Raw genomic sequence first — 25107 nt, 5'->3', positions numbered from 1 at the left:
TTAATAATGCTATAGTATTATACTTGATATTTTTCTCTGCTGTAAAGTCAAATCTCTGTATACACTACGATCGGCTGACTGGCAGCTTTTTTGTATTACCGGTTAAGCTGCTGAATACTATTGAATAATTTTCCATCTTCCTACCTCATTATCTTCTGTAAAAATCCTGTTCTTATTTATTATGCCATCGGATCTCACCGTTTAATATGATCGGATAACGGATCAGCTTGTCTGAATCAAGGTTTTCCGCATACATATCTACTGCGGTTATCTGGTGATTATCATATGTGGTATAATAATAGATTCCCTTTGTCGTGTTGCAACATGAAGTATAGATCGTGATCTCATATGCGCCCTCTGATACCTCACAGCATCCCCGCTGCTGATCAACAGAGCCTAAAATATGGAAAAACTGGCTGACACTTTCGTTTTCCCCATCTCCGGATATTGCGTTTAATTTTGTAAATGCAACCTTTACAAATCTTGACTGGCTTGAAAGATCTCCCGGAATTCCCATTCCGCCCATTCCTCTGCTGTATGGATCCAGCTCCAGCACTCCTGCAAATGTACTTTCTGGCTGCTTTCTGGATACACCCGCATAATTGTTAAGTGCAAACATCTGGCCGGGGAATGGAGGATTATTTGTAAGTACGCCAACAGGATCGTCATAGATGTGCATTCCGTCTTTCATGGATTCTACAACGATGCATGCCTCCTTGTCTGCGATCATCCAGTGAAGCTGTGCCGTTGGAAGCTGTTCACTGAAGGGGGTTCCCATAAGCTTCATATTGGAAAGCATCCTCCTTGCTTCAGCCACCGAAGCACATTGGGTAAGTATCCATGGAATAAATTCATATTGCGCCACCTGGACAAGATCCTTATCTGCCTCTGTCGCTTCATCTGCATATGCCGCATTCCCCACAAAGTTAAGTCCTGCCATACCCAGTCCCTTTTCATTAGCCGCATCATAATAAAGCGGATAATCTCCTGCTACAAACGCCATTCCTATGAGAGCATAATGTGTTTTTGCTTTTCCTGCATATCGGAAATCGAACTCATAATTTCTTGGGGTTATGGTCACCTCTTCCCCATAGGAAAACTCATAGTCAAGAGTTCTTCCCATATAAAAATCCTTTGTCTGATACGTTGCTGCTGTACACATAGATTTACACCTCTTCCTTACAATAATCCTGCAAACAATCTCATGAAAAGCTGTCCCAGACGAAGATATGCACTGCGTCCTGTCCGGTATTGTTCCGTTACTTCCCGACATTCCTTCATTGTTTCTTCTAGGTCATTTCTTATAGATAACACAGCCGGACTGTCTGCCATAAAGCATCCGTTTTCAAAATGATGATAAAGACTTCTGTAATCCAGATTTATGGTTCCGCAGGTTGCCATACAGTCATCTGCCACGCTCATCTTGGCGTGACAGAAGCCAGGTGTCCACTCGTAGATCCGCACTCCATTTTTAACCAGTCCATGATAAAAGGAACGTGTAACACTGTAAATCATTTTTTTATCCGGAATTCCCGGTGTAATGATCCTGACATCAATCCCCCGCTTTGCAGCAAGACACAACGCATGTGTCATTTCATCCGTAATGATCAGATATGGCGTTATAAACCAGCAGTATTTTTCAGCTTTGTTGACCATGCTGATATAAACTTCCTCTCCTACCTGTTCATCATCCATTGGACTATCTGCATAAGGCTGTGCAAATCCGTTCTGAGCTGCCTTATATTCTGATCTTATAAAATATTTGCTGAAATCCTCATTATTATTCCTGTCATTGGCTGCATTCCACATTTCAAGGAATGTTGCTGTCAGCGACTGAACTGCATCGCCTTCAAGACGGATCCCGGTATCCTTCCATTGTCCGTAAGGATTGGTGTAATTAAAATATTCATTTGCCAGATTATAGCCGCCTGTGAAAGCTACTTTTCCATCGATCACAGTTATTTTTCGATGATCACGGTTGTTCAGAAATACATTCAGACCCGGCATAAACGGATTAAATACCCGGCAGTGGATTCCGATCCGCTCCATCTTTTTTACAAAATCCGTATTAATAAAGCCAATAGAGCCCATATCATCATAAAATACTCGCACTTCCACGCCTGCCTGCACACGCTCCTCCAGCACTTTCTGGATCTTTTTCCAGGCCTCTGCATCTTCTATCGCATGGTATTCCATAAAAATAAACTTTTCAGCCTTTGACAGTGCTGATAACTGTGCTTCTAATCCCTTTACCGCCTCATCATAATAAACAATATCCGTATTCTGGTATACGGGATAACCTGCATTTTTCCAAATATACTCACTGATATTTCCTGCTTTGGGGATTTTATTTTTGATATTTTCCAGTTTTTCCCGATTGTCCGGCAGAAGCGGCAGAAGCTTTCTGTCGATATCCGCATATCGTTCTCGCATTTTATGGGTTCCGCCATTTAATCCGATCAGCAGATACAGCGCTACACCCATGATCGGAAACACAAGTATCAGAATGATCCACGGCATTTTCATGGAAGAGGTCTGATCGGATGCATATAGTGCCAGAACCAGAATTCCTGCAAAGACTCTAGTCAGCAGATTAACGATCTCCGCATATTCATTCAGCCTTGTGATCACGATAATGATAAAAGCTGCTTCCAATAAAATACAAAGCACCGAAAAGCATAATCGAATGACACCGTTTTTCGTTTTTGCTCTGCCCTCCAGTGTATCCTGCCTCATAAAACCGCCCCTTTCTGCATTGAATGAGAATTTTCTGTTGTGCGTAAGCCTAACTGAATATTCCTGTTGCGTAATAAAATCAACAATTATCTTCTATACTGCAAACAGCGGAGCTCTGACCTGATGATTCCTTGTCCACTGTAATAAAAAATGAAATAAGAAGAAAGCCCTGGAAGCTGCAACTTCGAGGGCTTTTGATTTTTTTGTTATAAACACTTTAATTCTTTTTTGCCTGCGAGCATTATAGCATATGCGATTTTTCTTCGCAATATACTCTGTATACTTTTTAAGATGTTTCTGTTTTTACTGAACTCTTTGCTTCTATCATTGCAATAACTTTCTCCGCTGGTTTCCCAACTAGACATGTGATTGTTGGTATTCTTTAACCTGTTTTCACTTACCGCTTGTACCGCAACATACCATTTTTCAATTCAATAAATTTTCCGTTAAAGATTTCCTGCAACACCTGTCTGCATGGTATCCGTTGCAATCTTCTAACCTCAGACGCTTCCATTACTCGGAAAGTAGTTTGGTGATGATCTTGATAAAATGCAATGAGCGATTCAATATACGGCTCAGCATCTTCAAACGTCCAGTTTGCTTCCTCCTTCAAACGCGAGAATACCGATACCAGACTAATACATCGAACATCTTCAAAATTTGTAGCGCCATTCCGAGCATTTCGGTCATCGGAGCAGAACACATAAATCTGCTCCCCAAGCATCACCGACAAGACCTGCAACAGCACAAAAGACTTGATTTCTCCAAGATTATTTTTCTTGCCCACTTCGATATCGAGTCGTTCAAGCTCTTTCAAATAATCCTCTCTCGATATCGCCGTGTAATCAGCATCTTCCAATGCTCGATAATGTTCCGAAAAGTAATCTTTAGAAAAAACATCACAGGCCAATTTTAACATCTGTGTATAAGTCGCACACGCCAGCGGCCCTCGTACATGTGACAGGCTTTCAAGAATTTCTTGATCCGTGTAGCTTTTTATCTTTTGCGCGCCAATCTTTTCGCTCAACCAGATTGGCGCATCAGCATTATACCGATTAAGTTCTGTTACGATTTGCGCATGACAAAAGAACACATATTCCGGCAATTCCATGACCCGGTCAATCAAATGATTATCGCCGCCATCTTGAACAGAGTGCGTTTTGGAAATGAAATCGGTATCTAGCAGTGCATATTTTTTCACTTCGCTTTGACACCCCTCAATCCAAACCGTACTCTTTTTTCAGTTGAGTAATGTAAGCCACATCGTCATTTTCTCTGGATTCTGTCAGATACTCATGCTGTCTGTTATACTCAACTTTCTCAAGGAGTGTGCCAAAAGATTCTGTTCCCCTGCCATCAAGCTGCCAGCGCTTTGCCTTACCTATCAGTGATGCCCTTTTCATTACATTCGCAGAACTTATCTCCAGCAGCTTTTCAGCCTGCTGGTGGGATATGTTTCCACTTTCAAACAAGCGCAGTACAACTGCCTTGTAGGGCATAGCAAACATATCCATAAGTATCAAAACGGAATCTACCGAAACCAAATCTTTATCAATTCCATACAGTAGAATTTGCTCATGGAGAAGTTGATCCGGCATCAAAAGCAGACCTGCGAAGGCATTAGCTTCCAAGTCCTCCTGTGTTCTTCCTGTTTCATCACCTGTTGCCGAATCCAGCATAGAACCATTTTTTATATAGCTCTGGTCTGCATTTTCTACATAACAGTAGATATGATACAATTCATGCGACGCAGCGAAAAACTGCTTACATAGTGGAAGTGCCGTATTTACGCACACAAAAATCGTATCCTGCTTCAAAAAAGTCAATGCCCATAATTCATCATCATGAATTGGAAAACGAAGCAGTTCCAGTGCAATTTCTTTCTTTCTTGCATAGTTCTGTATAACAGCAAAAATATTATCTTTGATAATAGAATTACCGACATACTCTGCCGAAAACTGCCTGACAACAGATTGAATTTCATCAAATTTCCTGTTTTGGCTTACAAAAAGGCTATCTTTCAGAACATTGTTCATCACTTATCCTCCCAGAGCTGCTCCATCTTTTTGCCATTCTCGCATGCCCTAGTGTGGAACAGAATCATGTCGGACAGTTCATCCGCAAGCCGGATTCCCTTTCTTGCTTCTTCTGTTTTAACACGCCCCATAAACGCATGAATCACATTCGTATCCATCGGCTTTTCTGGCATCTTCATCAGAGAATCCATCGACACATGCAGATATTCAGAAATCTTATGAAGTTCAATCGCATTGATTGCTCTTGCACCATTCATAATTTTGCTCATTGTCTGTTTGGAGACTCCAATTCCTTCTGCCAGATCAACCTGCTTTTTGTTTTCTTTTTTCAGTTCAGCCTGAATGTTGTTTGCAATTATCATATTTACATCCAGCATATAATCGCCTCCTGTTCTTGTACTTATATTATACGCTCTTTCACATAGAATATCAATTATTTAGAGACTGATCTTAGTTTTTAATTTATTTTGTCGCTATTTTAGTTACAAGTCATCGCTAACCTTCAGAAGAGTGGTTTACACTAACGCTATAAACCTGTATTTTCCTCATTCAAAAGACCTTCTACAACCTCAACAGAGAGATTTCTATGATAGAACAGCTCATTGCCGAAGCAACAAAATTTGATTTCAAAGTTGCTCTCAAAACGAATCCACCAAAAAACCGGTTAAAAAACACCCCATTGCTTTTCCAACGAGGCTTGTAATTGTTGCAGGTCGACAAAATGCTTGTTTCTACACCCCTTGACCTTTCTTTCTTGTTTATAATGAGAAAGAAAGAAAAAGAAAGGAAAGGCAACCTTTTCAAATCTGGATCGAACTGACAGAAGAGATTATCCAGAGGATGCAATCAGAGAATCTTTACTGAACAGCATTGTTCACCGTGATTACTCTTTCAGCGGAAGCAATCTGGTCAATGTCTATGAGGATAGAATCGAATTTGTCTCTCTTGGAGGTCTTGTATCCGGTCTGGAACTGGAATCCATGCCTTTTAGATTTTCTTCGCAATCGTAGACAGCTCCGAAAAAGAGCCTCATGACGGTGAAGAAAAAATCCAGAGCTGTGTTTCTTTCCACTTAGCCTTCGTTAGTTTCTTTCTGTCCCGAACACACCTTTTACCTGAATTCTGAAATCCAGCTTGTTGTTGGTCAATCCCTGCATGAGCTACACATTCTTATATCTGGGCAGGAAGATTGGACTGATAGACTGAATATCTTGCTCATTAATACAATGAGCCGTCATGAACTTTTTCGTCATATGGGGCTTTATATCTGACAGTACCTGTGACATAGAATCCTTTTTTTCTTCTATCACTCATCTATATTTTCCTATCATTGGTCAGTCAGTGACTTGCTCCCACTGGGCCCAAAAGCATTTTGCTGGAGCTGTCATATTCTTTTCCAGTGAGTTCAGACCGAACAATATCATCATTCAACATTTTAATAAATGCCGCTGCCTCTTTTTGTGAAGAAATCACAATATGATCTTCTTCAAACTTGAACATAGTTTTGTAGCGAGAATGCTTTTTCAGATTCTCTAACAAATCGTTCTTTTTCATCTGCAAAACAGGCGAATTTTTTGCCTTTAATAACTTCTTTGCATTTGTCAACTTACTTTTATTTTCAAACGCAACAAACTTTTCAAGGCTATCTACAATATCCAGATCGCGAATAATCTCAATCGTCTTCTGTGCCCCCGCTCGTATGTATTGCTCAAATCCAAAAAATCTCTGCATAAGATCCATTTTTGCCGTAACAACACTTGAAGAAAAGATAATTACATCTGCTCGTGAATCTATCTGCACAATATCGCTATCAATTTCATCGTATGTATCACCAACAAATAGGGCTATAACATTTTTACTTCGATCAATTCTTGATACAGAGTATATATGTTGATAAACCCAAAAGTACTTGTCATTCAAATTGATTCTAAAAAGAAATCCAGACAGTTTATTTCTATCGCTTTCCGAGTAGTACTCCGTACGCTTTTCAGCATCATCAAGAAAAGTAAAGGGTCTATAGTTCTCTATCAGACTAATCTCATAAAATTCTTTCTTATTGTCTGCAATATTTTCTGATGTATCAAATTCGACATCATCTGCAAGATAGGTACAATTGATAAAACCTGCCACCTTATCTTTTGTGCTAGAAAGCAACTTATCTGTTGCTCTGATTTTTTTGGTTTGATATCCACTTTCATCGCGTAGGCAGGCATATATTTCAATACCGCAAACTGAACCAGAAAACATTATCGACTTAATCGATGCCTGAATTTCTTCCTTGGTCATTTGTTCATCTCCTTCATGTAGAGGACTGTATCATTAATCACTTTATATTCTACTGTACTAGGATTTTTTAAAAACCTGCCTTTAACTACAGCCAAACAAATTTCATTATTAGTAAAACTGGGAAGAGGAGTTTTGTATTGTCCATGAATGCTCCAAGGAACAAAACGCCATGTGAACCAAATATCTTTTCACCCCAGTTGTCGATTTTCCAGTAATGTAATTTGTGATCCACTTCTGGTTCTTCAAACTGGTTCCAATATTCAACATCACGTAGATATTTATCGATATCAGCCTTGGTCTTTTCCAACGCTTGCCCCTTCGCCTCTCTACTTTCTGTAATACAGATATTGAACTGCGATAACAGCCCTGCCAAGCTCATCAAAGACTTCAAATAACTATTGATTTTTACCGCACGGACGATATAAGTCAGATATCCCTGTTCATTGATGAACTTTGTAATTCCTTCACGATCTATTGTTGGAAGCATCGACATCTGCGATACAGCCGGTGTTAGCACTGGCTGCTCGGTTTCGTACCTTACAGCCATAATATAGCGATTTTCTTTTGTGAAGTGGTCGCATAGAAAACGACATTTCTTTGTCCTTATGCCCCGATCAGGCTCTGGTCAAAAGCAAACAATGCCTCGTTGATTTCATACACATTGTAGTTTCCCCGTTCGACAAAATATTCTACAATGATATCGAATTTGCTCGAATGGGAAAGGGTAAACCCTGCCTTACCGAGCATCTCCTGCATCTGGGCAAGCGGCAGTTCCAAAGCAAGAGCAAATGCCAGCACTGTTGGTTTGGATGGCCTATAGAATTTATCAGAGCGAATTTTGGAAAAGAGCTTCCGGTCAATGTTTGCCTTCTTGTAACACTGGACATCCGTCATGCCGCTTTCGTCAATCTTCCGCAGCAGCATTTCTGAAAAACTCTCATCAATCTGCCCCAGTGCCTCCTCCAGAGATTGACTGCTGCAAGATTTACAGATTGCTTCGGACGGCAGCGGGGCAGATGCAACTTCAAAGCAGGATTCCTCTGACAACGCTTCAAGCCGCCGTCTCTGTTCTACTCGACTGTCGGTATGTTCCTCCACATATCGGTCATCTATGTACGCCGCGATATCAACAAACAGTTTTCCGCTAATCTGATATGCCTTCTTATCAAAGATAACGATGTAGACCATCATCTCATTTTCCAGCAAGAATGCACTGATGGTATCGACTGCAACCTTCAGAGCCTGGTCTTTTGGATAGCCGTAGATGCCGGAGGAAATCAGCGGAAAAGCCACCGCCTGACAGCCATTTTCTTTTGCCAAGTTCAAAGATGTCCGATAACAGGATTCCAGAAGCTGTTGTTCCTGATGCTTGCCATCTCGCCAGCGCGGGCCGACTGCATGAATCACATATTTGCAGGGCAGGCGATATCCCTTTGTGATTTTTGCGCTGCCAGTCTCGCAGCCATGCAGCGTACTGCATTCTGCAAGCAGTTCCGGTCCGGCGGCACGATGAATGCAGCCGTCCACACCACCGCCGCCCAAAAGAGAAGTGTTGGCAGCATTGACGATTGCGTCAACGCGCATTTTTGTAATATCGTTTCTGATAATCTGTAACGGCATGAAGCATACCTCCCATTCGTCCGATCAGAATCCTTGTCTGTTCAAATATCTATTAAAGTGTCTCATACATTGCTTTCAATTTTTTCGGCGCTACACCGTTCCTGCAAATACACTGCCATAAAGGGCAAATATATTTGCTTCCAGTCCGTATTATTCTACGCTATAATACTATTGTTGTCCAACCGAAACCCGGCAACGGGAGGAGGTGAACGTTATAGACACTTTAATTACCTTCATCATCACTGTTGCGGCAGGTGTTACTTGCCATCTCATCTGCAAATGGTTAGACAGACATGATAGGGACAACAAATAGCCTAGTGGTTTCTTATCCACTATAATAAAATAAGAAGAAAGCCCAAGAAGCTGCAACTTCAAGGGCTTTCACTCTTTTTGTTATAAACACTTTAATACCTTTTGCCTACTGGCATTATATCATACGCAATTTTTCTTTGCAATATACTCAATATATTTTTTAAGGTGTTTTGTGCGCTACGTGTGTTCTACACTTCAAAATCGCCCACTTTTTTAGAAAATCCAAGAACTTTCAGGCATAAAAAAACCCCGGAAAATCAAAAATTTCCGAGGTTTTGATAAATTTCCGTATTCGATTGGAATTATCGCTTGCTGAACTGCGGAGCGCGACGAGCTGCTTTGAGACCGTACTTCTTACGCTCTTTCATACGTGGATCACGTGTAAGGAATCCAGCAGCTTTAAGAGCTGGTCTGTAGTCTTTGTCTGCCTCAAGGAGTGCTCTGGAAAGACCATGACGGATTGCTCCAGCCTGTCCTGTGTATCCACCGCCGTGAACATTAACGATCACGTCGAATTTACCCTCTGTCTCTGTTAAAGCCAGTGGCTGACGAACGATAACCTTCAGAGTCTCAAGTCCGAAGTACTCATCGATGTCTCTTTTATTGATAGTGACTTTACCTGTTCCAGGTACCAGGTAAACTCTTGCGATTGATTTCTTTCTTCTTCCTGTTCCGTAGAATTTTGCGCTAGCCAATGTTTTCTACCTCCTATTAAAATGTTAAAACTTCAGGCTTCTGAGCCTCATGTTTGTGCTCTGGTCCTGCGTATACGAAAAGTTTCTTGTTCATAGCTCTTCCAAGAGGTCCTTTCGGAAGCATTCCCTTAACTGCGAGCTCGATAACCTTCTCAGGTTTCTTTGCTAACATTTCTTTTAATGTGGTTTCTTTCATTCCACCAACATAGTCGGAGTGGTTATAATAAATCTTCTGCTCAAGCTTCTTGCCTGTAACTTTGATCTTATCAGCGTTTACAACGATTACATAATCTCCTGTGTCAACGTGCGGTGTAAACTGAGGTTTGTTCTTTCCTCTTAAAACACTTGCAACACCGGATGCCAGACGTCCCAGAGTGCAACCCTCTGCGTCAACTACATACCATTTTCTTTCGATTTTATCCGGATTAGCCATATAAGTCTGCATGGTCCTACCTCCTGTTATTTATCAACGATAATGTTTCTCAAACCGCGGTACTTCCGCGAAAAAAAGTAAATGGAAACGCGGGTGCAAAATAAATCGCGGAAATGTCCGAAACCGCTGATAAAATGCCGTCGCCGGGGCTATTGGCTCAAGCATCTTCGCACTACGTCACATTGAGTTATTATATTATAAGGCACCTTGCCTGTCAACTGTTTTTTCTTGTAATTTTCAACAAAATTCCTGTTTTCAGAAAAACTCGATTCCCATCAGCGTCAGACCCTGAGCCGGAGCTGTTGGTCCTGCTACTGCACGGTCACAGGCTTTTAAAATCTTGTCCATGCGTTCCGGCGGATACTGCCCGTTTCCGATCTCGATCAGGGTTCCGGAAATGATACGCACCATATTGTAAAGGAAGCCTGTTCCTGAAATGCGGATGGTCACCATGTCACCATCTCTCCACACGTCCATGGAGGTCACGGTACGGATGGTGGTCTTCACCTGTGCGCCGGAGCCGCAGAAGCTGGCAAAATCATGGCGTCCGATCAGATAAGATGTTGCTTCCTTCATCTTATCCACATCCAGTTTATAATGGTAAAAATAAGAGTACAAACGCTCCGTTGGCACCGGAAACCGCCGGTTCAGGATACGATATTCATATGTTTTTTCACTGTCACAGTAACGGGGATGAAAATCCGGCTCCACCTCCTCAGAAAGCTGGATACGGATATCCTCCGGAAGTCTCTGGTTCAGTGCATAGGAAAATTTTTCCCCGGGGATCCTGGATTCGGTATCAAACACCGCCACATTTCCAAGAGCGTGCACTCCTGCATCTGTACGGCTGGCACCGATGGTCTCGATCTTTTCCCCAAGCAGCTCACTTAAGGTATCGTTTAAAACGCCCTGAATGGTGATTCCATTTGGCTGTGTCTGCCAGCCTGAGTACTTGGTTCCATCATAAGCTACAACAAGTCCTACTCGTTTCATAAAGTATATTCCCTCCTGATACAGACATCCCTGCAGTACTTTCTATCCCAAAACAGACATACCGTCCTGCAAAATGCCTGCCTGATCCGGTTACAGTTCCGCTGTGCAAAATGCAACGCTTCGGACCGTTCCATGTCTGAGTACCGGCAGGATTTGGCTACAGTCCCGCCACACGGAATGCAACACCCACCGCAAGATATGCCACAAGGATTCCATAGGCCGCATAATCTCTTTTTTCATAATGCAGCGGCTTCATCTGGGTTCTGTGCTCTCCACCATGGTAACACCTTGCTTCCATGGCCATTGCCAGATCATTGGCGCGGCGGAACGCTGAAATAAACAGCGGCACAAGAAGGGGTACCATATTTTTCGCCTTCTGGATCAGGTTTCCGTTTTCGAAATCCGCACCTCTGGCGATCTGTGCCTTCATGATCTTATCCGTCTCCTCCAGAAGGATCGGGATAAATCGAAGGGCAATGGACATCATCATGGCGATCTCATGTACCGGCACCCGGATCTTGTTCAGCGGACGGAGCAGTCTCTCCAGACCATCTGTCAGCTGATTCGGCGTGGTAGTCAATGTCATGATGGAAGATCCGATCACAAGGTAAACAAGACGGATCGCCATTCTTCCTGCAAGAACAAGGCCTTCCCTTGTGACCTTGATGATTCCGAAACGCCACAGCACTTCGCCAGGCGTCAGGATGATATTGAACACAACCGTGATCAGAAGGATCATAACGATAGCCTTCAGACCCTTGAACATGAATTTCACCGGAACCTTGGATATTGCGATCATGGCTACCAGAAATGCTGTTGCCACCGCATATCCGAGAAATGTATGGAACAGGAACACAGAGATCAGAAATCCCAGAGTTCCCAGAAATTTGGTCCGTGGGTCCAGTCTGTGAAGAACGGATTTGGCCGGATAATACTGGCCAATGGTAATATCTCTGATCATTTTTCCGCCCCTCCTTTGTTCAGTAATGGAGAGTTCGCCTGCGCAAGTGCGGCAAGGATACTGTCTCTGGCTTCCTCCACCGTTGTGGCATCTGCATCCACATGCAGCCCATGTTCCTTCAGCGCATGCATGATATAAGTGATCTGCGGTGCGGCAAGTCCCATGGTTTCCAGTTCCTTATAATGGGAAAAAACCTTCTTCGGCTCATCATCAAATACAGCTTCTCCGTGATTCATAACAATGAGGCGCTCCACGTATTTCGCAATATCCTCCATGCTGTGGGAAACCAGAACAATGGTTATCCCTCGCACCTTATGAAGCTCTGCGATCTGATCCAGGATATCATCCCTGCCCTTCGGGTCAAGCCCTGCTGTGGGCTCGTCCAGGATCAGAATCTTCGGGTTCATGGCAAGAACCCCTGCAATAGCTACCCTTTTTTTCTGGCCTCCGGAAAGCTCAAAGGGTGATTTCTTGAAATTGGACTCTTTTACTCCAACCTGAGTCAGCGCCTGCTTCGCTTCTTTCTCTGCTTCTTCCCTGGAAAGTCCCTGATTCATAGGTCCGAAACATACATCCGAGATCACATCATTTTCAAACAGCTGATGCTCCGGGTACTGAAACACCAGACCAACCTCGCTGCGGAGCTGTTTCCGGTCATATTTCTCAGCCCACACATCTTCTCCGTTATACAGAACCTGGCCGGATGTTGGCTGTACCAGCGCATTCAGATGCTGGATCAGCGTGGATTTTCCGCTTCCTGTGTGTCCGATGATCCCGATAAACTGGCCGTCCGGGATCACAAGGCTGACATCCTTCAGCGCATGGCTCTCATAGGCTGTCCCGGGGCTGTAGGTATAGGTTACATTTTTTAATTCGATTGACATAATGCGCTCACCAGCTCCTCTGTAGTCAGTATTCCATCCGGAACATCCACGCCGGATTTCTTCAGTTCATATGCAAGAAGTGTTACCTGTGGTACATCCAGTCCATACGCCTTAAGGGTATCCACCTGGGAAAAGATCTCTTTGGGATTTCCCTGCATCACAACATTTCCGCTGTCCATGACATAAACACGGTCAGCATGGATCACTTCCTCCATGTAATGGGTGATCAGAATGACTGTTACCTTTTCCTTACGGTTCAGCTCCCGCACTGCCTCCAGGACTTCCTTTCTTCCGTTAGGATCCAGCATGGCGGTAGGCTCATCCAGAATGATGCACCGCGGGCGCATGGCCATCACGCCTGCAATAGCCACTCTCTGCTTCTGCCCTCCGGAAAGTTTGTTTGGGGACTGATAACGATAGGCTGTCATACCGACTTTTTCCAGGCTGTCATTCACCCGTTTCCAGATATCATCTGTAGGAACTCCCATATTTTCCGGACCAAAGCCTACATCCTCTTCCACAACGGTTCCTATGATCTGGTTATCCGGATTCTGAAATACCATTCCTGCCTTCTGGCGTACCTTCCAGAGTTTGGTCTCTCTGGCGGTATCGATCCCGTCCACCAGCATCGTTCCCTCTGTTGGGATCAGAAGCGCATTCATATGCTTCGCCAGTGTGGATTTTCCAGATCCGTTATGTCCCAGAACTGCCACAAATTCTCCTGCTTTAATGTCCAGGTTCACATCATTGACTGCACGCTGCATGTCTACCACATTGCCGTCATCATCGTATCTCTGATAGTCAAATCCCAGCTTAAGCGCCTTGATAATTCCCATCTTTTCTGCTCTCCTTAATCCTCTGTAGCTGCCGGTTCACCAAGGCCGGTCAACTCATCGATCAGTGCCCATATCTCGTCTCTTCCCTGCTTCGTCTCCGCAGAAAACGGAAGGATCTTTCCCTCTTTCGGAAGGCCCAGTCCGATGCGGATCTCCTTCAGGCTTTTTGCCACCTGGCTGCGTTTCAGCTTGTCAAGCTTGGTCGCGATGATCACCGGCTCATATCCGTTGTGACAGATCCAGTCATACATCTGCTTGTCATTGGCGGAAGGCTTGTGGCGGATATCCACCAGGAGAAAAACCGCACGGAGCTCTTTGGAATTATGAAGATAGCCCTCGATCATTTTTCCCCATTTTTCCTTCTCTGCCGCAGAGACCTTGGCGTAGCCGTAGCCCGGCAGGTCTACGAGATACATTGCTTCATTAATATTATAAAAATTGATCGTCTGTGTTTTTCCCGGCTGTGCGCTGGTTCTTGCCAGGGCCTTGCGGTTCATCAGACCATTGATCAGGGAGGATTTCCCTACATTTGATTTTCCCGCAAAAGCTACCTCCGGCCTTCCTGTGTCCGGGATCTTGCTTGTGATGCCGCAGACGATATCCAGCGATACGTTTTTGATTACCATTCGTTATTCCTCCCTTTTCTTTTAAAAGCCCTGTCCTGAAGGTCAGGGCAGGGTTTTTCTGTTTTTTGTTTATGCAAGAGCTTCACCGAGAACTTCTTTCATGCTATCCACAAACCGGATATTCAGTCCCTGGATGATCTCTCTGTCCATCTCCTCGATATCCGGACGATTTTTCTCCGGAACAAGGACTTCTTTGATCCTGGCATATTTAGCTGCAAGCAGCTTCTCTTTCAGTCCGCCGATCGGAAGCACACGGCCTCTTAAGGTGATCTCACCGGTCATGGCAAGATCCGCACGTACCGGTTTTTCGATAATTGCAGACAGCATGGCAGTTGCCATTGTAATACCTGCGGACGGGCCATCCTTCGGAACGGCACCCTCCGGGATATGTACATGCATATCATGCTTCTGGAAAAATTCCGGATCGATCTCATATTGGTCAGAAACCGAACGGATATAGCTGATACCTGCCTGTGCAGATTCCTTCATCACATCTCCAAGCTGTCCGGTGAGAAGCAGCTCACCTTTTCCGGGCATGATATTGACCTCGATCTGCAGGGTATCACCGCCTACCTGTGTCCATGCAAGACCGCGGGCGATCCCGATCTCATCCTTCTCATTGGCCATCAGATAGTTATATCGTTCTTTGCCAAGGAATCTGGAAATATTTCTGGATGTGACAACTACCTTATCCTTACCCTCTTCCATGATAGCACGTGCAGTTTTTCTGCAGATACGTCCGATGCTTCTCTCCAGAGAACGGACTCCTGCTTCCTTGGTATAGTTGTTGATCAGCTTGCCAAGAGCTGCCGGCTGGATTACCAGCTTGCCTTCCGGAATACCGTTGATCTCCATCTGCTTCGGGATCAGATGTTCCCTTGCGATATGTTCCTTCTCATTTTCCGTATATCCCGGAATTTCCATCAGCTCCATACGGTCAAGAAGAGGTCTCGGGATTCCCTGAACATCATTTGCAGTGGCAATAAACAGTACCTCGGAAAGATCCTGGGGAATCTCCACATAGTGATCATTGAACTTACTGTTCTGCTCCGGATCCAGAACCTCCAGAAGTGCTGCGGAGGTATCTCCTTTATAATCGCTGCTGGTCTTGTCGATCTCATCAAGAAGCATCAGCGGGTTGCTGACTCCGGCTTCCTTCAGTGCGACTGTGATCCTTCCTGGCATGGCACCGACGTAAGTCTTTCTGTGGCCACGGATCTCTGCCTCATCACGGACACCTCCAAGACAGATGCGGACGTATTTCTTGTTCATGGCCTCTGCCACAGAACGTGCAATGGAAGTTTTTCCGGTTCCCGGAGGTCCCACCAGACAGAGGATCGGACTCTTTCCCTTGTGGGTCAGCTTACGTACAGCAAGGAATTCCATGATACGCTCTTTGACCTCTTTCAGTCCGTAATGCCCCTCTTCCAAAACCTTCCATGCGTTCTCAAGATCCTCGGAATCCTCGGATTTCTTATTCCACGGAAGTGCAAGAACAGTTTCCAGATAGCCTCTCTGCACCGTTGCCTCTGCAGCACTGGCTGCCATTCCTTTAAAACGGCTGATCTCCTTAGAAATCTTCTCTTTTACTTCATCAGATGCATCCAGCTCCTTCAGCTGTTTTTTAAATTCATCGATATCATCAGCAGTATTCTCCTCGCCCAGCTCCTCACGGATGGTTTTCAGCTGTTCCCGGAGGATATACTCTCTCTGATTCTTGTCGATATGGGATTTCACCTTGCGCTGAAGATCTTTAGTGATATGGATCACCTCGATCTCGCTGCCAAGAAGCGCTCCGAGGATCTCATAACGGTCATTCAAAGACACTGCTTCCAGAAGCTTCTGCTTGTTCTGATACGCCATCGGAAGATTTACTGCGATCTGGTCGATAGTTTCCTGCACATCTTCGATGTTCATGATCTGGGTTACCAGATCCTTGCTTACTTTTCCGCTTTCTCTGCAGTATCTCTGAAAAAGCTCCCGGATGCTGCGAAGCATGGCGTCCTTTACCGGTTCCGGGTAATCCTCTTCCTGTGCCGTAACGATCTCGCATTCCGCCTTCAGATATGGTTCCTCCTGCTCCAGGCCCAGAACCTCTGCCCTGTCCAGTCCCTCTACCAGAACCCGGTAAAGATCCTGCGGAAGCTTCACCACCTGCTTGATATAAGCGACGGTTCCTACCTGATACAGATCCGTAAGTTCCGGTATTTCCACCTCAGGATCCTTCTGTGTCAGCAGAAAGATCTTCTGGTCATGGAGCATGGCTGCTTCCACGGCACGGATAGATTTCTCCCTGCTCACATCAAAGTGTACGATCATATCCGGAAGGACTGTAGTCCCACGGAGAGCGATCATTGGCAATATATTGACCTGATTTGTCATTTATGTCATTCCCTTCATCAAGCTGTTTCCGGCTTGCCTTTCTTTCTCGAACGGGATGTTTTGCGTCCTGCTTTTTTTGCAGGAGCCTTGGCCTCCCCGTGGATGATCTCCGGCTCTCCGGTTCCCTCCACTGCCTCTTTTGTGACGATACACTTACGGATGGTGTCGTCCGATGGTGTCTTGTACATCAGATCCATCAGGGTATGCTCCATGATGGCACGAAGTCCTCTGGCACCTGTTTTTCTCTCAAGAGATTTCCGGGCAACTGTCTCAAGTGCTTCATCCTGGAACTCAAGCTGCACGCCATCCAGCTCAAAAAGCTTGTCGTACTGTTTTGTGAGAGAATTCTTAGGCTCCTTCAGAATACGGATCAGTGCTTCTTCATCCAGAGAATCCAAGGTTACCACGACCGGAACTCGTCCGATAAACTCCGGGATCAGACCGAATTTAATAAAGTCCTCCGGCATAACCTCCTTCAGAACTTCGCCCACATTGCGGTCTTCCTTCTCGGAAACCTCTGCTCCGAAACCAATGGATTTGGTATCCTGTCTTGCCTCGATGATCTTCTCCAGTCCGTCAAAAGCACCACCGCAAATGAACAGGATGTTTGTAGTATCGATCTGGATAAATTCCTGATGAGGATGCTTTCTTCCTCCCTGAGGAGGTACGCTTGCAACGGTTCCTTCCAGAATTTTCAGAAGTGCCTGCTGTACGCCCTCACCGGACACATCTCTGGTGATGGAGGTATTCTCGGATTTTCTTGTGATCTTATCGATCTCATCGATATAGATGATTCCGTACTGGGCACGCTCAATATCATAATCGGCTGCCTGAATGATCTTCAGAAGAATGTTCTCAACATCCTCGCCAACATAACCTGCCTCTGTGAGAGTAGTGGCATCTGCGATGGCAAAAGGAACATTCAGCAGTCTTGCCAGTGTCTGTGCAAGAAGTGTCTTACCGGAACCGGTCGGACCAAGCATCAGGATATTACTCTTCTGCAGCTCCACGTCCAGGTTTCTTGAAGCAAGAATCCTCTTGTAATGATTGTAAACAGCTACGGAAAGTGCCTTCTTGGCATCATCCTGTCCGATCACATACTCATCCAGGATACTGTGGATCTCTTCCGGTTTCAGAAGGTTGATCCCTGTTTCATAATCTGCCTCATGATCATACATACTGAATTCTTCTTCCATGATCTCGGAGCAGATCCCGATACATTCATCACAAATATATGCTCCATCCGGACCTGCGATCAGCTTGCGTACCTGATCTTCAGTCTTATGGCAAAAGGAGCATCTTACCTTTCCTTCTTTTACTTTATCTGCCATATCTTTTTGTTTCCTTTCTAAGCGTAAATGTCCGTCTCTCGCAGACATTTAAAATTCCTTTTTAAAGCAAGATAAGACTCCTGTGTCTTTACAGGAGTCTTTTCTTACGCATTATTTGTGGATCACAACACCGTCGATCAGGCCGTATGCCTTAGCTTCTTCCGCTGTCATATAGTTGTCACGGTCAGTATCTTTTTCCACAATTTCAAGAGGCTGTCCGGTATTCGCAGAAAGAATCTCGTTCAGCTTCTTTTTGGTTTTTGCGATCTGGTCAGCTACGATCTGGATCTCTGTAGCCTGCCCCTGTGCACCGCCTGATGGCTGATGGATCATGATCGTCGAATTCGGCAGTGCATATCTTTTGCCTTTGGCACCGGAGGACAGGAGGAAAGCTCCCATGCTGGCTGCCATTCCAAGGCAGATCGTAGATACATCGCACTTGATATACTGCATTGTATCATAAATTGCCATTCCGGCAGTTACAGAACCACCCGGGCTGTTAATATAAAGCTGGATATCCTTGGAAGGATCTTCTGCTTCCAGGAAGAGAAGCTGCGCAACGATCAGGTTCGCACTGACATCGTTTACCTCTTCTCCAAGGAAAATGATTCGGTCCTTAAGAAGTCTTGAATAGATATCATAACTTCTTTCTCCTCTGCTGGTCTGCTCAATGACGTAAGGTACTAAACTCATTTTGCCCTCCATTTCCGAGGTTTATTACGCCTCTACAGCTGCATCGGCAACTAATGTAACAGCTTTCTGAACAGCCATATCTTTCTTCATCTGCTCCATCTCGTTCTCACCGATGAGATCTTTTAATTTGTCTGCTTCCATCTTGTACATCTCTGCCATCTTGGAGATCTCTTCGTTAACTTCTTCCTCTGTTGGCTGGATGTTCTCTACCTCAGCGATCTTCTCAAGAACAAGTCTTGTCTGGATTCTCTTAAGAGCCTGTGGCTTCATGTCTTCCATCATCTTGTCAACGCTCTGGCCTGTGAACTGGAAGTACTGCTCCATGGAAAGACCCTGGGACTGCATTCTTCTTGCAAAATCGTCAAGCATCTGACGTGTCTGTGTCTCGATCATTGCCTCCGGAATATCCATCTGTGCATTCTCGATCACTTTATCTACTGCTGCATCTTCTTTTGCACGACGTGCATCTTCTGCTTTCTTCTCTGTCAGGTTCTTCTTAACGTCTTCCTTGTACTCAGCAAGTGTATCAAACTCAGATACATCCTTAGCGAAGTCATCGTCAAGCTCCGGAAGCTCTTTTGCTTCGATCTTCTTAACATCGCACTGGAATACAGCTTCTTTGCCAGCCAGCTCTTTTGCCTGATACTCCTCCGGGAATGTAACCTTAACTTCTACGTGATCACCTGTGTTAGCACCAACAAGCTGCTCCTCGAATCCCGGGATGAAGGTGTTGGAACCAAGTGTCAGCGGATAGTCTGTTCCTTTACCGCCCTCGAATGCCTCACCGTCTACGAAGCCCTCGAAATCGATAGTTGCTGTATCGCCGTTCTGTGCTGCACGATCCTCAACTGTGATGGTTCTGGAGTTTTTCTCCTGCTCTTTCTTAAGCTCAGCCTCAACTTCCTCGTCTGTTACCTCTGTCTCAGACTTCGGAACCTCAAGTCCTTTATAGTCACCAAGAGTTACCTCTGGTTTAGTAGCTACTTCTGCTGTAAAGATAAATGGTTTGCCAGGCTCAACCTGTGTTACATCGATCTTAGGCTGGGAAACGATCTCAAGATCACACTCAGCAAGTGCTTTGCTGTAATGCTCAGGGATCAGAGCGTTTGCAGCGTCCTCAAGGAATACTCCCTTTCCGTACATCTGCTCGATCATTTTTCTTGGAGCTTTTCCTTTACGGAATCCCGGAATAGAAATTCTGCCTTTTGCTTTCTGATATGCATTCTGCATTGCTTTGTCAAGATCCTCGGCGGAAACCTCGATTGTAAGTTTCGCCATGTTTTTCTCCATTTTCTCCACCTGTAAACTCATGTTTCTTGTTCCTCCTTAATCATATCGAGTAAATACCTTATATAAAATAGTTAACACTCGCATTATATATTTACAGTCATTTCTGTAGTATAGCATAACCACTGTAAAAACGCCAGTATTTTTTTCAGTTTTCCATATGCCCCCACAGGGCATTTCTCAGCTGCCCACGTCCTCAATGTTAAAGTAATTTTCTGTCTTTCTTATGTTGTTAAGACAAAATGTAAAAATCCTTTTATAAGTTTTAGGCGTATAATGAACACCATCGTCTGTACCGTCTCCCGTATTGGATACAGTACCATATCCGGTCCGCATCAGATAACTGTAAACATCAATATAGTGGTACTGACTTCCAAGCTCACCGGCAAGACCGCTGTTAAAAGTCCGGACATCCTCACATTTACGATTCTTGGTACTTCCCTTTTCCCCTCCATTGATCGGATTCACAGACATATAATACAGACTGCAGTTTTTCATGGAAAGCTTTGTTCCCAGCTTTTTCATATAAGACACGTACTGTGAGAGTCTATCATTCAGATCCTGTTTTCCGTTAATATCTCTGAGATCATTGATACCATGATTAAACACCACTGCGATCTTTGCGTATTTTTCATTTTTACGATATTTTTCTATTTCTTTCAAAAGAGCCTGTGCGCCCGTTGACTTCAGCCAGCCCAGTTCCGTATTAGAACAGCATACAAAGCTGACATGGCTGTCCACATACTCCTTTCCAAACTGTTCGTACAATACCTTCTGAAGACCATATGTCCTGGAATCTCCCACAAAGATGATCCTTTCGTAATTCTCAGGATAATGAAAGCTGTTCCTGACCAGATTCGGTTCCTGATACCGCCAGAATCTCACCGCATAGAGATGCATGGTCCCACTGACTGTGATCACCTGTCCGGCTTCATACCTTGGTGCGGTCTTCTGACCTGCCCTGGTAGACCATCCAAGGAATGTATAATTCTCTTCATTGGCCATCACCGGTAGTTTCAGTTTTCCGCTTGGAGCCTGGATGATCTTGTAGATATCTCCGTCATTCCTGTGCAGGATCAGTTTGGGATTGTTCTTCTTTTTTATCACTGCATAAAACGTTACATTTCTTTTTACAAAATATTTTTTTCCCGGCTTATATCCTGCCTCCGCTCCTCCTTTTTTCAGAGACCATCCTTCTGCCTGATATCCTGCTGGGACCTGCGGCACTTTGGGAATCGTAATCATGGAACCATATTTCTGTTTCTTTTCCAATTTTTTATATATAGCAGAGGAGGCTCCTCCGCCTGACCTGAAAGATACGGAATACACTTTTTTGCAAGCATTCCCGAATGTATCATCCGACCAGTCAAAGCCGGCAGCTGACACCAAATTTCCTGTGGCTGTCATCAGTATAACAAAAAGCGCCACTACCCACAGGACCTGTTTCATCTCTTTTTTCATGCTCTTACATACACCACCGATTCAGCGATCTCTTCTGCCTTTGCGCTTCCCTCCAGCTGTCCGATCAGGGAAAGGCTGAAATCGATGGCTGTTCCAAGGCCTCTGCTGGTAGTTACATTTCCATCTACCACTACAGGCTCCAGAGATGTTCTGGCACTTTTAAGCTGTTCCATAACAGATGGGTACGATGTAGCATTTCTGCCTTTCAGGAATCCAAGTCTCTCGAATATACCTGGTGCCGCACAAATAGCTGCTACCTTGCCACCATTCTGATAGAAATCTGTCAGAAGCTCAGTCAGCGGTTTATATTCCTCCAGATATTTTGTTCCCGGCATTCCTCCCGGAATTACAAGCATATCCGCATCGGAAAAATCACATTCTCCAAAGGTACGGTCTGTAAGAAGATCGATTCCATGAGAGGTTCTGATCTCTTTTGTCTCTTTGATAGATACTGTCTGGATGTCGATCCCGGCTCTTCTCATCAAATCTACCACGGTCAGTCCTTCAATATCTTCAAAACCATCTGCGAAAAAAATATATACTTTACTCATGATCCTGTTCATCCTTTCTTTTATAAAATCCATAAATATTTTCTGTATTCCCCATTCCCTTCCATAATGCTTTTTCCATCTGAAAATGTCAAGAAATTTCAACAGATATGCCATTGCAAATCCTGTTTTTTTCCTGTAGACTGAACATAATATCTTTTCATTTCACAAATCCGGAGGTTTTTTATATGGAGATCGAACGTAAATTTCTGATCCGGAAGGATGACCTTCCGCAGGATCTGGCTTCTTATCCCTGCCACAGGATCGAGCAGGGGTATCTTTGCACTTCCCCTGTCGTCCGCATCCGCCGGCAGGATGATGACTATTTTCTTACTTACAAATCCAAGGGTCTCATGAGCCGTGAAGAATATAATCTTCCGCTCACCGCTGAAGCCTATGAGCATCTGAAGCCTAAAGCAGACGGTATCCTCATTACCAAGGACCGCTATGTGATCCCGGAAAAAGACGGACTTTTTATTGAACTGGATGTGTTCCACGGAGAATACGAGGGAGTTCTTCTGGCTGAGGTGGAATTTTCTACAGAGGAAGCCGCCAATGCCTACACTGCGCCGGACTGGTTCGGAGAAGATGTAACTTATTCCACCAGATATCATAACAGTACCATGAGCCAGGGTTGGCAGATTAATAGCTGACCGAATCTGAAATCGCACTTGTATTTCTTATTTCAAGTGCTATAATTAGTAATGCAGGCAGATATAGTTCATCGGTAGAACATCAGCTTCCCAAGCTGAGGAGGCGGGTTCGATTCCCGTTATCTGCTTTCATTGCCAAAGAGGGCACGCAGTCAGGCGTGTCCTTTTTTATAAATTTCAAGGAGGATTTTTGTTTATGAAGATTGGATTTATCGGATGTGGAAATATGGCCTCTGCCATGATTGGCGGTATTCTCCGTCAGGGGATCTTTTCAAAGGACGAGATCATTGTTTCCAACCTTACAGAAGAAGGCAGAGCGCGCAGTGAAAAAACTCTTGGTGTTGTCACCACTCTGGATAACAATGAAATAGTCAGATCTGCAAAAACTGTCGTTCTTGCAGTAAAGCCGCAGTTTTATGAGGAAGTTCTCACAGAGGTCCACGACAGTCTCACGACAGAGCACACCATCATCGGAATCGCTCCCGGCAAGACTCTTGCATGGCTGGAAGAAAAAGCCGGTCTTCCTCTGAAAGTTGTCCGTTTTATGCCTAATACTCCTGCACAGGTTGGGGCCGGAATGACTGCTGTATGTACCAATGACCGGGTTTCGGAAGACGAACTGGCAGAAATCCTTAAGATCACAGACAGCTTTGGCTGTACCGAAGTGATACCGGAGCGTCTGATGGACGCCGCAGGCGCTGTAGGCGGCTGTTCACCTGCTTATGTGTTTATGTTTATCGAAGCCATGGCAGATGCCGCTGTCAGCCAGGGAATGCCTCGTAAACAGGCTTATAAATTTGCTTCCCAGACTGTTCTCGGCAGCGCAAAAATGGTTCTGGAAACCGGCAGACACCCGGGAGACCTGAAAGACATGGTCTGCTCACCGGCAGGAACTACCATTGAAGGTGTCCGCACCCTGGAAAAGAGCGGCTTCCGCAGTGCCGTATTCGAAGCGCTTACCGCAGCTGCTGAGAAGGGTAAGAAGTTATAATTTTCGAAAACAAAAACTCCGTGAGGTCTGCATTCACCCGGACCTCACGGAGTTTTTCCATCTCATCTCTTTTATCGTCTGCCGACAGCCCTACAGCAACTCGATCAGTGCGTCAATATCTTCCATTTTTGTTCCCCAGCTTGTGGCAAAACGGATCACTGTATGATCTTCATCATATTTTTCCCAGAAATCAAACTGAACTTCTTTGCCCAGTTCTTCTTTCTTTTTATTTTCCAAAACTACAAACTGCTGGTTCGTGGGAGAATCCAGGAAAAGCTGATATCCTTTTTCCTGAAGGGCTCTTTTCAGCTTCATAGCTGTTTCAATAGCATTTTTGCTAATCCTTGTATACAGATCATCGGTAAACAGTGTGTCAAACTGGATTCCCAGAAGACGGCCTTTTGCCAGAAGGGCTCCCTGCTGCTTCACCATAGTCATAAAGTGCTTCGGAGCTTTTTTCGTAAAGACCACTGCCTCACCGCAGAGTGCACCGACCTTGGTTCCGCCGATGTAGAACACATCTGTACATCTGGCGATATCCTCAAGTGTCACATCTGCTTCCGGACTTACCAGACCGTAGCCAAGTCTTGCTCCGTCCAGAAACAGCGGAAGCTCGTATTTATGGCATACCTCGGAAATTTCCTCCAGCTCTTTCTTCGTATAAAGTGTTCCGTACTCTGTCGGATGGGAAATATAAACCATTCCCGGAAATACCATATGGTCGTGACTTTCATCCCCATAAAAAGTTTCCACATAATCTGTGATACTTTCTGCTTTGATCTTTCCGTTTTCTGCCGGAAGTGTCAGTACCTTATGTCCTGTATACTCGATTGCTCCGGCCTCATGACAGCTTACGTGTCCGGTCTGCGCCGCAAGAACACCTTCATAACGGTTCAGGACAGAACCTATGATTGTGGCATTGGTCTGAGTTCCTCCCACCAGGAAAAACACATCTGCATCCGGGCAGCCACAGGCTTTACGGATCTTCTCCTTTGCAGAATCACAGTATTTGTCTGTGCCATAGCCGGAAAGCTTCTCCATATTGGTTTCCAGAAGCTTCTGGAGGATCGCCGGATGCGCTCCCTCGCAGTAATCGTTTACAAAAAATAACATTTTATTTTCTCCTCATCTGTATTTTCATTTTATTTGACCGTCTTCCCCGGAATGATCTTACATGTGGAAAACGATTTGAATTTACAGGAAATCGCCCCCTTCAATAGGAAGCCCGTTTCTGAAAGAAATTCACAAATCCCCGGTCGAGATCCCGCAAAGACTGCTGTAATGCAATGGAATCTGCTGCTTTCAGAAAGGCAAACTCCTCTTGCTTTTTCAGTTCAGTCAGC

At 44.7% G+C, this 25107-nt stretch carries 24 protein-coding genes and 1 tRNA gene; 3 read left to right on the top strand and 22 right to left on the bottom strand.

The annotated features are described in order from the left end of the window. Positions 1 to 172: 172 nt before the first annotated feature. The 21 genes from bsh to NCY57_RS11665 all read right to left on the bottom strand — a co-directional run bounded on the left by bsh (position 173) and on the right by NCY57_RS11665 (position 22126). Complete coding sequence (bsh, locus tag NCY57_RS11770; protein WP_173761154.1) at positions 173 to 1162, bottom strand: choloylglycine hydrolase; 990 nt, start codon at positions 1160 to 1162, stop codon at positions 173 to 175. A 17-nt stretch (positions 1163 to 1179) separates the two neighbouring features. Continuing rightward, positions 1180 to 2736, bottom strand: a complete 1557-nt coding sequence (cls, locus tag NCY57_RS11765; RefSeq protein WP_250789693.1) for a cardiolipin synthase — start codon at positions 2734 to 2736, stop codon at positions 1180 to 1182. 397 nt (positions 2737 to 3133) lie between these two features. Continuing rightward, the gene (locus tag NCY57_RS11760; RefSeq protein ID WP_021652251.1) at positions 3134 to 3937 is read right to left on the bottom strand and encodes a hypothetical protein; all 804 of its coding nucleotides are present in this window, start codon (positions 3935 to 3937) and stop codon (positions 3134 to 3136) included. A 16-nt stretch (positions 3938 to 3953) separates the two neighbouring features. Then, on the bottom strand, positions 3954 to 4772 hold the full coding sequence (locus NCY57_RS11755; RefSeq protein ID WP_021652250.1) for an ImmA/IrrE family metallo-endopeptidase: 819 nt from the start codon (positions 4770 to 4772) through the stop codon (positions 3954 to 3956). Further along, positions 4772 to 5149, bottom strand: coding sequence for a helix-turn-helix domain-containing protein (locus NCY57_RS11750; protein WP_015527351.1), 378 nt, complete (start codon positions 5147 to 5149; stop codon positions 4772 to 4774). The genes NCY57_RS11755 and NCY57_RS11750 overlap by 1 nt, the downstream gene beginning before the upstream one ends. A 961-nt stretch (positions 5150 to 6110) precedes the next feature. After that, positions 6111 to 7058, bottom strand: a complete 948-nt coding sequence (locus tag NCY57_RS11740; RefSeq protein ID WP_059086104.1) for a DUF4868 domain-containing protein — start codon at positions 7056 to 7058, stop codon at positions 6111 to 6113. Between the two features lie 85 nt (positions 7059 to 7143). Beyond that, positions 7144 to 7605, bottom strand: coding sequence for a hypothetical protein (locus NCY57_RS11735; RefSeq protein ID WP_021650598.1), 462 nt, complete (start codon positions 7603 to 7605; stop codon positions 7144 to 7146). Between the two features lie 56 nt (positions 7606 to 7661). Continuing rightward, on the bottom strand, positions 7662 to 8678 hold the full coding sequence (locus tag NCY57_RS11730) for an O-acetyl-ADP-ribose deacetylase (RefSeq protein ID WP_161208908.1): 1017 nt from the start codon (positions 8676 to 8678) through the stop codon (positions 7662 to 7664). A gap of 614 nt (positions 8679 to 9292) precedes the next feature. Then, entirely contained in the window at positions 9293 to 9685 is a 393-nt protein-coding gene (gene rpsI, locus NCY57_RS11725; protein WP_110104046.1) for a 30S ribosomal protein S9, read from the bottom strand. A 16-nt stretch (positions 9686 to 9701) separates the two neighbouring features. Then, on the bottom strand, positions 9702 to 10130 hold the full coding sequence (gene rplM, locus NCY57_RS11720; RefSeq protein ID WP_021650595.1) for a 50S ribosomal protein L13: 429 nt from the start codon (positions 10128 to 10130) through the stop codon (positions 9702 to 9704). Between the two features lie 243 nt (positions 10131 to 10373). Next, entirely contained in the window at positions 10374 to 11111 is a 738-nt protein-coding gene (gene truA / locus NCY57_RS11715) for a tRNA pseudouridine(38-40) synthase TruA (RefSeq protein WP_173722439.1), read from the bottom strand. Between the two features lie 157 nt (positions 11112 to 11268). Next, on the bottom strand, positions 11269 to 12072 hold the full coding sequence (locus NCY57_RS11710; RefSeq protein WP_015527359.1) for an energy-coupling factor transporter transmembrane component T family protein: 804 nt from the start codon (positions 12070 to 12072) through the stop codon (positions 11269 to 11271). Further along, on the bottom strand, positions 12069 to 12956 hold the full coding sequence (locus NCY57_RS11705) for an energy-coupling factor transporter ATPase (protein ID WP_015527360.1): 888 nt from the start codon (positions 12954 to 12956) through the stop codon (positions 12069 to 12071). The genes NCY57_RS11710 and NCY57_RS11705 overlap by 4 nt, the downstream gene beginning before the upstream one ends. After that, complete coding sequence (locus tag NCY57_RS11700; RefSeq protein ID WP_015527361.1) at positions 12941 to 13792, bottom strand: energy-coupling factor transporter ATPase; 852 nt, start codon at positions 13790 to 13792, stop codon at positions 12941 to 12943. The genes NCY57_RS11705 and NCY57_RS11700 overlap by 16 nt, the downstream gene beginning before the upstream one ends. Before the next feature lie 14 nt (positions 13793 to 13806). Then, positions 13807 to 14418: a ribosome biogenesis GTP-binding protein YihA/YsxC gene (gene yihA / locus NCY57_RS11695; RefSeq protein WP_015527362.1), complete on the bottom strand. Its 612-nt coding sequence runs from the start codon at positions 14416 to 14418 to the stop codon at positions 13807 to 13809. Positions 14419 to 14487: 69 nt separating this feature from the next. Beyond that, positions 14488 to 16800, bottom strand: a complete 2313-nt coding sequence (lon, locus tag NCY57_RS11690; RefSeq protein WP_022426170.1) for an endopeptidase La — start codon at positions 16798 to 16800, stop codon at positions 14488 to 14490. Between the two features lie 17 nt (positions 16801 to 16817). Next, entirely contained in the window at positions 16818 to 18131 is a 1314-nt protein-coding gene (gene clpX / locus NCY57_RS11685) for an ATP-dependent Clp protease ATP-binding subunit ClpX (protein ID WP_022426169.1), read from the bottom strand. A 111-nt stretch (positions 18132 to 18242) separates the two neighbouring features. Then, complete coding sequence (clpP, locus tag NCY57_RS11680) at positions 18243 to 18824, bottom strand: ATP-dependent Clp endopeptidase proteolytic subunit ClpP (protein WP_015527365.1); 582 nt, start codon at positions 18822 to 18824, stop codon at positions 18243 to 18245. 24 nt (positions 18825 to 18848) lie between these two features. Next, positions 18849 to 20135, bottom strand: coding sequence for a trigger factor (tig, locus tag NCY57_RS11675; protein WP_015527366.1), 1287 nt, complete (start codon positions 20133 to 20135; stop codon positions 18849 to 18851). 156 nt (positions 20136 to 20291) lie between these two features. Further along, positions 20292 to 21572, bottom strand: coding sequence for an InlB B-repeat-containing protein (locus NCY57_RS11670; protein ID WP_173741421.1), 1281 nt, complete (start codon positions 21570 to 21572; stop codon positions 20292 to 20294). Beyond that, on the bottom strand, positions 21569 to 22126 hold the full coding sequence (locus NCY57_RS11665) for a DJ-1 family glyoxalase III (protein ID WP_092068762.1): 558 nt from the start codon (positions 22124 to 22126) through the stop codon (positions 21569 to 21571). The genes NCY57_RS11670 and NCY57_RS11665 overlap by 4 nt, the downstream gene beginning before the upstream one ends. Before the next feature lie 182 nt (positions 22127 to 22308). On the opposite strand from NCY57_RS11665, the gene NCY57_RS11660 reads away from it, so the two are divergent. The 3 genes from NCY57_RS11660 to proC all read left to right on the top strand — a co-directional run bounded on the left by NCY57_RS11660 (position 22309) and on the right by proC (position 23764). Continuing rightward, positions 22309 to 22773, top strand: coding sequence for a CYTH domain-containing protein (locus tag NCY57_RS11660; RefSeq protein WP_250789692.1), 465 nt, complete (start codon positions 22309 to 22311; stop codon positions 22771 to 22773). A gap of 57 nt (positions 22774 to 22830) precedes the next feature. After that, positions 22831 to 22901: transfer RNA gene (locus tag NCY57_RS11655), tRNA-Gly, on the top strand. Between the two features lie 68 nt (positions 22902 to 22969). After that, positions 22970 to 23764 carry a pyrroline-5-carboxylate reductase gene (gene proC / locus NCY57_RS11650; RefSeq protein ID WP_114002234.1) on the top strand — a complete coding sequence of 265 codons (795 nt, stop codon included), beginning with the start codon at positions 22970 to 22972 and terminating at the stop codon, positions 23762 to 23764. Positions 23765 to 23854: 90 nt separating this feature from the next. Here the strand turns inward: proC and NCY57_RS11645 are convergent, their stop codons facing one another. Next, positions 23855 to 24877 carry a threonine aldolase family protein gene (locus NCY57_RS11645; RefSeq protein WP_022426165.1) on the bottom strand — a complete coding sequence of 341 codons (1023 nt, stop codon included), beginning with the start codon at positions 24875 to 24877 and terminating at the stop codon, positions 23855 to 23857. Positions 24878 to 25107 lie beyond the last annotated feature (230 nt).

Origin of the sequence: Blautia sp. MB18-30 (assembly GCF_023669475.1) — a bacterium.
Lineage (GTDB): Bacteria > Bacillota > Clostridia > Lachnospirales > Lachnospiraceae > Blautia_A > Blautia_A fusiformis.
Note: the sequence above shows the minus strand (reverse complement) of the source record. Positions and strands in the feature narration are given on the sequence as shown.